The organism is Streptomyces sp. NPDC037410 (assembly GCF_055602235.1).
Map to the genome: position 1 here is coordinate 41,870 of NZ_JBVJWR010000035.1, position 9,444 is coordinate 51,313.

8 protein-coding genes are annotated in these 9,444 nt (G+C 68.4%); 4 read left to right on the forward strand and 4 right to left on the reverse strand.

The window, feature by feature from the left end:
• Positions 1 to 76 precede the first annotated feature (76 nt).
• The gene (locus ACZ7HT_RS35755; protein ID WP_471173709.1) at positions 77 to 2,269 is read left to right on the forward strand and encodes a HEAT repeat domain-containing protein; all 2,193 of its coding nucleotides are present in this window, start codon (positions 77 to 79) and stop codon (positions 2,267 to 2,269) included.
• Between the two features lie 373 nt (positions 2,270 to 2,642).
• Here the strand turns inward: ACZ7HT_RS35755 and ACZ7HT_RS35760 are convergent, their stop codons facing one another.
• The 3 genes from ACZ7HT_RS35760 to ACZ7HT_RS35770 all read right to left on the reverse strand — a co-directional run bounded on the left by ACZ7HT_RS35760 (position 2,643) and on the right by ACZ7HT_RS35770 (position 4,116).
• Positions 2,643 to 2,900, reverse strand: a complete 258-nt coding sequence (locus tag ACZ7HT_RS35760) for a hypothetical protein (protein ID WP_471173711.1) — start codon at positions 2,898 to 2,900, stop codon at positions 2,643 to 2,645.
• A 192-nt stretch (positions 2,901 to 3,092) separates the two neighbouring features.
• A complete protein-coding gene (locus ACZ7HT_RS35765; protein ID WP_471173713.1) occupies positions 3,093 to 3,728 on the reverse strand; it encodes a GNAT family N-acetyltransferase in 636 nt (211 codons plus the stop codon).
• A 229-nt stretch (positions 3,729 to 3,957) separates the two neighbouring features.
• Positions 3,958 to 4,116, reverse strand: coding sequence for a hypothetical protein (locus ACZ7HT_RS35770; protein WP_471173717.1), 159 nt, complete (start codon positions 4,114 to 4,116; stop codon positions 3,958 to 3,960).
• A 157-nt stretch (positions 4,117 to 4,273) separates the two neighbouring features.
• On the opposite strand from ACZ7HT_RS35770, the gene ACZ7HT_RS35775 reads away from it, so the two are divergent.
• Positions 4,274 to 5,515, forward strand: a complete 1,242-nt coding sequence (locus ACZ7HT_RS35775) for a hypothetical protein (RefSeq protein WP_471173720.1) — start codon at positions 4,274 to 4,276, stop codon at positions 5,513 to 5,515.
• 158 nt (positions 5,516 to 5,673) lie between these two features.
• Here the strand turns inward: ACZ7HT_RS35775 and ACZ7HT_RS35780 are convergent, their stop codons facing one another.
• Positions 5,674 to 6,495, reverse strand: a complete 822-nt coding sequence (locus ACZ7HT_RS35780; protein WP_471173724.1) for a TIGR02391 family protein — start codon at positions 6,493 to 6,495, stop codon at positions 5,674 to 5,676.
• 255 nt (positions 6,496 to 6,750) lie between these two features.
• Between ACZ7HT_RS35780 and ACZ7HT_RS35785 the strand changes: the two genes are divergently transcribed.
• Positions 6,751 to 7,341: a hypothetical protein gene (locus tag ACZ7HT_RS35785; RefSeq protein ID WP_471173726.1), complete on the forward strand. Its 591-nt coding sequence runs from the start codon at positions 6,751 to 6,753 to the stop codon at positions 7,339 to 7,341.
• A gap of 1,132 nt (positions 7,342 to 8,473) precedes the next feature.
• Entirely contained in the window at positions 8,474 to 8,719 is a 246-nt protein-coding gene (locus tag ACZ7HT_RS35790; protein ID WP_471173727.1) for a GNAT family N-acetyltransferase, read from the forward strand.
• Positions 8,720 to 9,444 lie beyond the last annotated feature (725 nt).

Below are 9,444 nucleotides of genomic sequence, written 5' to 3' on the forward strand. Positions count from 1 at the left end.
AGGCCGCCCCTGCCGCAGGACGATGTCAGGGTCGGTCCTGTCCCGGGTGTCAGTGCTGCCCTGCATAGTGCCGGTCATGATCAACGACTTGGACAGGACCGACTGGACGTCCCTGGGGCACGCCTACGGGGCGGCCGACGACGTGCCGGGATGGCTGCGCGGCATGGTGTCGCCCGACCCTGACGTACGCAAGGAAGCGTTCGCCCGCTTCTACAGCGCAGCGCTCCATCAAGGGAGCATCTATTCGAGCACGGTGGCCAGCCTGCCGTTCCTGTTCGCGATGGCCCACGACCCTGCGACTCCTGACCGCGGGCAAGTCGTCGCGCTGCTGCTCAACATCGGGCGCGAAGCGGTCGACGCCGAAGAGATCTACGCCGTCATCTGCGGCGAAGACGGTGAAGAGTCCACCATCTACCCGGACACCGCACGCCTGATGCGCGAGCACGCCGACGCCTTCATCGCCTACGCCCGTGACCCCGATGTGCGGGTGCGCAGGGCGTCGATCGAGGGCCTGGGGCTCTTCCTGGATGACGCCGAACAAGCAGTGGCGCTCCTGCGAGGCCGCCTCCGGGAAGAGAGCGGAACTGCTGAGCGGCTGTTGGTGGTGCGGACGATGGCCGACCTGGCGCTCCGTCTGCCCGCAGCCGCAGCGCCGGCACGGGCGTGGCTGGACACGCTGGCCGACAACGATACGACCGATCCGGACACCCGCCTGGCGGCGCTCGTCCACCGGGCCCGCTGCGCTCCCGATTCCATCGACGACCAGACGGCGCCGACCGCGATCGACCTGCTCCGCCAGGTCACCCCCGCACCCCGGCCCAAGGAGGACGAGGCACAGGAGGAACGGGATCCGTCCCGTCCGTGTGCGTGCGAGGCAGAGCCCGAGCCCGAGCCCGACCCGAACGTCCCCGGGCACATCGCGGCCGCCTTCGCCGACCTCGAACGGCACGGACGCGTCCACGCCCCCACCACCCCCTTGCTGATGGCCTTCCACACCGCCCTCGGCACGCGTGCCGAGGACCGAACGGCTCTGCTCACCGAGCAACTGTCCAGCCCGGACCCGGGCACCCGCTACGACGCCATCGACATGGCACGCAGTCTGATCACCTCTTTGCGGGGCGATCGCACCGCTCTGGTGCGGCTCATCGGCGACTGCCTGCTACCGGACGACGCCTACACCGCCGCAGCCGCAGCCGAGGCGCTCGACTCCCTCGCCACCCTCGCCGAACCCGCCCGCGAAGCCCTCGCCGCCTACGTCACCACCCACCGGCCGGATGCGTGGGCCAGTCCCCACCGTGCCGTGCGCCGAGCCCACCAGCTGGCCGTCGTAGCGCTGGCCGGCCTCGGAGACGAGCGGGCCCTGCCCAGCCTGCTGACCGCGCTGGACACCGACACCGATGCCTGGCGCGCCCTGGGCGCGGTCGGCCATCTGCCCCAGTGCGCCGCGGAACTCACACCCCGGCTGATCCGCCGCCTCGCCGACGTCGACCACTCCCGCGAGTGGCCCGATGTCAGCCCTACGACGCTCGCCGCCGCCCTCGCCAAGCTCGGTGACCCGGCAGCCGTACCCGCACTCACCGAGACCATCCAAGCAGCCGTCCGGCACAAGCAATGGCGCACCGCGGAGCCTGTCCTGAAGGCACTCGCCTCGTTCGGTCCCCGCGCCGCATCCGCCCTGGACATCGTCCGCTCCCTCACCGACGCAGACGATGTCTCCCTGCACACCGCTACGGCGGGCGCCGTCTGGGAACTCGAACGCCGCCCCGAGAACATCGTGCCGCTGGTGGAACGCCTCCTCGACGGCCACCGGAACTTCGACGCGATCGACCTCGCCGGCCGCATCGGCCCTGGCGCCGCAGCACTACTGCCGCGCCTGCGGCAGATCCTGAACGAGCGGGTCGAGCAGAACGCGCGCAACGAGCAGAACGGCTCGGCCGTACTGAACGACTCGTGGACCCTCGTCCACGCCGCATCCGCCCTGTGGGACATCGCCGGCACGAGCGAGGCCGGCACCGTCGTACCGGCGCTGCTGGCCGCCTGGAAGGACAACGACTCCACCGCACGCGACGTCCTCGCCTGCCTCAACCGCATGGGCCCGGCCGCACGCCCCGCCCTGCCCCAGATCCAGGCCGCACTTGAGCAACCCCATCGCGCCAACCACATGTGGTCAGGCGCCGTCGCTTTCGACCTCGAGGTCGAGCACACCTGCCGTGTCATCCTCACGCGCCTGACAGACCTTCCGGACCCGGCACCGGCCAGGGGGAAATAGGCCCGGCCGCACCGGTGTGCACGGCCCACAGGTCCGGACCGGCACCCGACCTGCCCATACGGTCACTTCACCGGTGCAAGGCAGCGCCACACGCGCACCACGAGGAGAGACCATGACCCAGGACATCGGCTGGGGCCACAGCATCGACTCCGGCTGGGCCACGACGGACGGCAGACGCGCCCAGCAGCGCGACGTCGGACGGGGGGCCACCGACGAGCCCGATTGGGACTGACACTCTTCCCAGCGCAGACGCAGCAGGCCCGCCCCCGCAAACGAACAGGCCTCCTGGCGCCTCTCAGCCGGCCGCCTTGCCGGCGGTGACCGCCCGGCCGCGCCCCGGCGGGCCGTGACCGCCCGGCCGCAGTCGCCGGTGTCACATCTCCGGCTCCGTCGGCTTCTCGGTCCCGGCCGCGCAGATCTCGATGACCTCCAGCTGGTGAACCGCGGAAAGCTGGTCGAAGAACTGCGCGTCGCCGTACGCGGCCTGCTTGGCCTCCAGGGCCGGACCGGCGGAGGCCGCGACGAACCCCACCCACGCCGCACTGCACCAGGGCGTCGTGCCCGCCGCGAAGACATGGGCGCGCCCGTGGTCGAAGCACCACGCGTGGACGTCTGCCGGGCTGCTGCTCATGGTCTCAACCCCTGGATGCAGGAACCGACGCCGCCGACGGGCGGCCTGCAGGGAGAGCCTGCCAGCAGGGACCGACAACTTGAGCGGGCAGAGGCGACCGACCGCCAGACATCTGTGTACCCAGGGCGGTGGCCGGAGCAGAACATGCCGGCCGCCCCCTGGAAGGATCAGGAGGCGGCCGGGCCTTCGGGGTCAGATCGCGCGCGAGAACATCTGCTCGCCGGGGAGCGGCGCCGCGCCGACGTCGCGGTACCTGGAGCTGCCGGGAAGGATCACCGGCTCGCCCGGGGCGTGGATGGTGAAGCCGTGGCGCCGGTAGAACCGGGCCAGGGTGGCATCTTCGGCGGTGAACTGCCCGTACATGAAGAACGCGCGGTGCTCACGGTGGATTGCCATGGCCCTGGTGATCAAGGCGGAGGCGATGCCCTGGCGCCGGTAGTCGTCTGCGACGGCCAGGGCCCGGAGCTTGGCGTAAGCCAGAGCGGTAGCCCCCAGGGAAACGGGGTCTGCCCCGTCCCGTTCCATGCCTCCGAGGACGGACAGGGGCGGGATGCTGGAGGAGACGCCGACGATACGCGCGGTGGGCGTGTGTTCGGCGACCAGGAAGACGAACCGTCCGGCGCCGAACTGGCTGGTGAAAGGCCCTGCTGCGTCGATGGTTTCGCACATGGCCTCGCGGTCGTCGAAGTCGCCGTGTCCTTCCATGGCGAGCGCGGCGAGCTCGGTGAACGTCTTGCCCTCCCCGGGGCGGGTCTCTCTGATCTGGATGCTGTCGGGCACTTCGTCGGGGCGGCGGCGTCGGGGCTTGCCAGGCTTGTTTCGTCCCACGAGCGTCCTCTCGGTCTGGAGTAGGCCATGCGACCCCACCGGTCAGGCACGCATCTGTGAGGGCCGGCGCGGCAACACGGCTCCCAGTAGGCCAAAAGGTCGCTCGGTGATGAGGGCCTAAGCGGTCATCACGCCGCTGAAGGCCAGAACGATGACGCGTTTCTTTCGCCTCGAGGGCTCCCGGGGCTGCCACCTCACTGTGGCGTGCCAGGGACCACTCAGGGGCGGTTCACATCGGGGCCCACAGGTCCAGGGCGTACCGCATCACCTCTCGTACGACACCGGAGGCGGCCCCCTGGACAACCCACTCGCCCAGCTTCTTCGCCACCCGGCCGATCCGGCGTCCGGCCCCCGGCTGCTCCGGTGCCTGCTTCGTGATGTCCGTCATCTCCTGCTCCCTCGGTCGTGGTCGTGCTGACGACCGCAAGGAAGCCAAGACGCAGGGGTGTTCAGCGACGGCCCTGAACACCTGAACCGACTGTCGGGCCAGGCCAGAGCAGGCGAAGATAGTGTTCAGCGAGGGTTCAGACTGAACAGGGAGACCCATGGGGGAGACGTCAGCGCGTGATCGGCTGGCCGAAGAGCTGCGGAAGCTGAAGGCTGCCTCAGGCCTGACGTACACCCAGATCGAGAGCCAGGCGACGAAGCAGGGCCTGAGGCTGACGAAGAGCAAGCTCAGCAACTGGTTCATGGGCACGAACGTCCCCGAGGCGAACGCCTCGTTCGCACTGCTGGTCCAGCTGCTCGAGGCCCGCGCGCGGAACAAGCCGGGTGTGACCGTGCGCGGCCTGCCCTGGTGGCGCGCCCTGCAGAAGGAAGCCGCGGGCGAACGCGCCGCGACCGGAGCACCGAAGCCGCCGGCCCGCACCGCACCGCCCGTCACCCAGGCCGAAGCCGCCCCGCACCCGGGGGACGTGGACAAGGCCGCAAGGCTGCTGAGCCGTCTCCCGCTCGACGGCTACTGGCTGCGCTGGCTTCAGGACGCCCAGACGATGCTCAAGGTCCCGCTGATCGTCAGCGACCCCCTGTGCGACGCCCACCGCCCCCTGGAGAACGACCGCCCCGACTACGTCGACCCCGAGCTCCACGCCGCTCACCAAGAACTCGTCGCAACCCTCGGAGCCCTGACCTACGAGTTCAACGGGATGACCGACATCTCCGACGAAGGACAAGACGTCCTGGAGATCAGCGACCCCGGCACCATTGGCGCACGCAACGCCCTCCATCGGCAGGTATGCCAGGCCCGAGACGGCTTCCTCCCCGCTTACGACCGGATGATCAACCTCCTCAACCGCAAGAATCTCCTCCCTCCCGCACCCAAGAGCCCCCTCGACATCACCGTCGACCTCCTGGCCGCGCGATGGGCCCACGAAGGCGTCCTTGCCACCCCCCTTGCCGCCGGCGCTCTGCTGCCGAGCCCGGACCCCACCGCCCCGTACTACTTCGCCGTGAACGTGGCCAGCCGCAACGACCAAGGCCCTCAGATCGCCGCCGTCGGCATCGAGGCGCTCCATTCCGACGGCATCCTGGCCGCCTCGTACCGATTCCCGGCACGAGGCCCGGCCCACCGGCCCCAGCTGCCCTTCCAGCTCACCGCCTACGGCGCCGGCCAAGCCCTCGCCAACGCACCAGAAGTCGCCGTGTCCCTCCAAGCCCTCGGCAACACGGTCGCCAGGGTGCGCCCCTTCGCCCACACCGGAAGCGGCCAGGTCTTCCACGGAGAGTGGAGGACCATGGCCGAGGTGCAGCCCTTCCTCAGCACGGCCCTGCCAACCCCCGCTTCCTGACAGCGAGGTCAGCGCAGACAGTGCCCGTACGCGCAGTGGCCAGCGGCAGGGCGAGGCAGGCGACAGCACCGACGGGACAGGCTGCGCCTTCGACACGGCGCCACAGTCCCAGGAAGCATCGAGCGACTCCGCCCGGTCGACGAAGCTGCCGCGGACGGTCAGGGCTGTGTACGGGCAGCGTCGAGGCGGCGGTGGACCATCGACAAGGTGGTCAGCAGCTCCAGCAACTCCTCATCGCCGACCGAGCGGTTGAGCCGGGGATCATGAGCCGCTGGATTGCGGTACATGCTCCCCAGCCCCTTGATCAGCGCGGCGAAACCCTTCTGCTCATCCCTCTCCGTCGCCGTGACGCCGGTATTGATGGCGACCCGCGGCGTTCCGGCGGCGCCAGGCATCAGGACGGCGTCGACCAGCCGGGCCCCGTCGAGCTGCTCGCCGGTGAGCTGCCGCAGGCGGTCGAAGACGGACTTGGCCGCTTCCAGACTGGCGTGGAAGGCGTTCTTGGCCAGGATCTCCTGGGTGCAATACGTCAGGACCTGGGGGTGTGTCCCGCGCCGGCGGAGTTCCGCGCGCAGGGAGTTGGCGTGCTGCGCGGCCTCGTCGAGGGTGCTGGCGGCCGTGCCGCGGGCCAGTTTGCCCGCGTCGTTGACGCGCAGCCCGACATGGACGAGCACCTCGTTGAGGTCGTCGCGGCGCCGGGAGAACACCTCAGGCTGTCGCGCGTAGCGCACAGGCGCCATCGCTTCGGTGATGAACCTGACCACACAGTTTGAAGCCCGGTCGCGGTCCTGCCGTACGAGCAGCGCCCGGGCGAGGCGCTCGCGCTTGTTCGGCCCGTCGGTGTCCGCGATGCCTATCCGCTCGAGCAGGAGGCCGATCTCGCGACCGGACAGGCCGTCCACCGTGTCAGCGAGGACGTCCGCGACAGCGGTAACCGTGGCAGCGGGCCAGGGATCGAACGTTTTCTTCGCGGTGGTCATCGCACACCCTTCCCGGGCCTGTCCTGAGCAGGCCAGCCGATCAGGATGACACAGCCATACGAGGCGAACAGCCCGATTCACGCAAGGCGCCGGCCTCCCAGCAACAGCGTCGCTACCGCGCCCGCACCCCGAGGTGCCCCACGCCATTGCCCAAGAACACAGGTCCGGCTCCAGACGATCTCCGCCGGCCGACCAGCGCGGGCTGACGCCAGACCCCTGCGAGACTGTCTGGGGCCGGTGGTTACGCTCTGCGGCGTGACGGGACCAACGACAGCCATCGGCCAGTGCAGGGCAGCTCTCGGGGAGGCGCCGCGCCGCTTCTCCTGGTTCGACAAGTTCAGGTATCTGCGCATACCCAGGTCCGACTGGGTAGAGCGCGAGGACCCGCTCGCGGAGATCCTGAAGGCCCAGAACGTCTTGCTGGCCGAGGGCCGCCTGGTCTGGGGCGCCCTCGTGCAGGCGAACAGCGTCCTGTTCGAACGCGGCCGGGACGACCTTCCGGCAGCCGTGATCTACAGCCCCGACACCGCGGTGTTCGACGACAGCCCCGACCTGCTCCTCGACATCGCACAGGAGCTGTACCGGCTGAAGGGGACCCGCCAGCATGATCCGGAACTCGACGCGTTCTCACGCATGCTCGCCGGCGAGATGGACCGGGAGATGCGGCTGGAAGTCCCCCGGCGGCTGACCGGCAGTGCCACCGTCTACTGCACCGACATCATCGTCGCCCGCAGGCATCTGCCGGGCCGAGTACTGAACGAGTCGGTCTTCCCCCTGCTCATCGCTCCGGAGCGCACGGCGATGACGATGATGCTGCCCAGCCGCTTCTGGCCCACGCCGGCCTGACCGCCCCAGACCAGGGCGTGGCCCGCTGAGCCGCGAAGCTGTCCGTCGAGACCTCACACACAGTCAAAGAATTGGCCGGTCCCGGCGTGCTCGGGGACACGACGGGACCGGTACCAGCGGCACCCGTCCTGTAGTGGGGTGTCCATGACGACCGTACGAACCCGAGCCGACTCCAGCAGCTTCTGATGGGCTGACAGCGCAAGAAGTAACCCCAGCAGCCGCCCGCGAAGCCCGCACCGGCCGGCAGTCGGGTCAGGCGGCGGGTGTGCGGCTGCGAGGAGGTTCGGTGGAGAGCAGCGCCCAGCCTGCGGCCTTCGTCGGAAGCGTCGGCGCCGCAGCTCACCGTGCCTGCCTGTGACGGTGGAGAGCGAGGTCAGTACAGTGCCGTCGCCTTCACTCCTGGAGCGGCTGAGGACGACGACGAGGAGCATCCCGTCCTGGTCAGCCAGTGCACGCTGACACGCTTGCCCTCGTCGTTCACCGCCGCAGCGACGAGAGACGTACGGTCTCCTCGAGGAAGCTGTCCGCGGGGTGGCCGTACTCCCAGCCACGCACGGCGTTCGTCACGTGGCGGATCGCCTTGCCAGCCGCCCAAAGGCCGGCGGTGAAGGCCCAGTTGTAGACTCGCCGGTTTCCGACAGTCATGCGCGGACGCCGGGTCTGACCCCAACCACCCCACCACGGGGTCCACATCGGGCCGCCAGCACCGTGGTCACAGGACCGAGACCGGCTCCCACACGCAGAGGAACGGGCAGATAGATCCTCATGGTTTAACGGCGCTGGCATCGACAGGTCACGGGCACGCCCGCAAGGCCTGAGCGAGGAGCCCTCTAACAGCCAACTCACCTACACACAGGGAGAGTTGACGAGAAGAGCAGACTCCCATTCCGAGCGTGTGTGAACTTTCGAAATTTTGTCATGCCCCTGACATCATACCGGAAATTCCCATTCACCCCAGAAGTGAATCCCGTCACCCCTCTATCGAATTCAATTAATACCCCTTTGCGGCATCGTGAATTCCACCAAAGAAAAGAGAAAACGAAACCCCTAGTTATGCGCACGACAGACGAAGAGAGACAGACGAAGAGAGGGGGCAGCAACGTGGTGGGACGACGGTGTGCATCTGGTCCGCATGAGCGCGGACACCCCGCACCTGGTGTGGGAGTTGCACACGCGGGCCGAGCGGGTCGGATACCTCGACGCCCTGAACGGCGATTCCCTCTGGATCAGCCACATCGGGGTCGATCCGCGCTACCGGCACCGCGGACACGCCACCCAGCTGCTGCGCGCCGTGCTCGCCCACGCCGCGCACCTGCCCGGTTGGCCTGGCGTCAACTCCCTTCCCTTCCTGGCGGGAAGCGGGCCTCTCACACGCTGACCTGCGCGCCTGGTACACGAGACACGGCTTCCACCCCGATCCCGGCCCGGAGGATCCGTACCGCATGCTCCGTGGCCCCGACGAGATCACTACCGCCGCCACCTGGCCGTCGCGGAGCAGCTGAGCCGGGGCCGATGGCCCTCGTTCGGGCCGGCGGCGAGAGCCAGCACCCCAGGGCCCGGGAGGGCCAGCCCGGCATCGTTCCTTCAGGTCCCCGATACACCCGAAGATTTTTGTCAGGTCCCTGACAATAACCCTCCGCACAATGAGGGCCGGAACCCGCACTGGCTAGGTGCCCTGGTCCCCGCAGCCGGCCAGGAGGGCCGACAACAGCGCCACCATTTCCCACTGACTCACCTTGCCAGGCCCGACAGAACCCACCCCAAAACACTTCCCACGGTGAGCTCAACGGCCTCCCAGCAACCCCCAGGAAACCTTCACGCCTGTTATCTAGGGATGAGCTGAAGGGGATTCAGGCAAGGCATTAACGAAGAAGGTGACGGCAATTCAAGTAATAGGGCGTCAAGAGTCTAACCATTCATTTTCCCCCAACAAACAACGGGGTGACGGAGGTTCGGAAGGGCCCACGAAATGAGTGAGGAGGAATTAGAAAAAGGGGCTGGATTGGGAATTGAGAAAACAGGAAAATTGAAATTCAATGAGAGTTTGGGGTGAAGAAAATGAGAGTTTGGGGCTTTACCCCAAACTCTCTTGAGAGTTTGGGG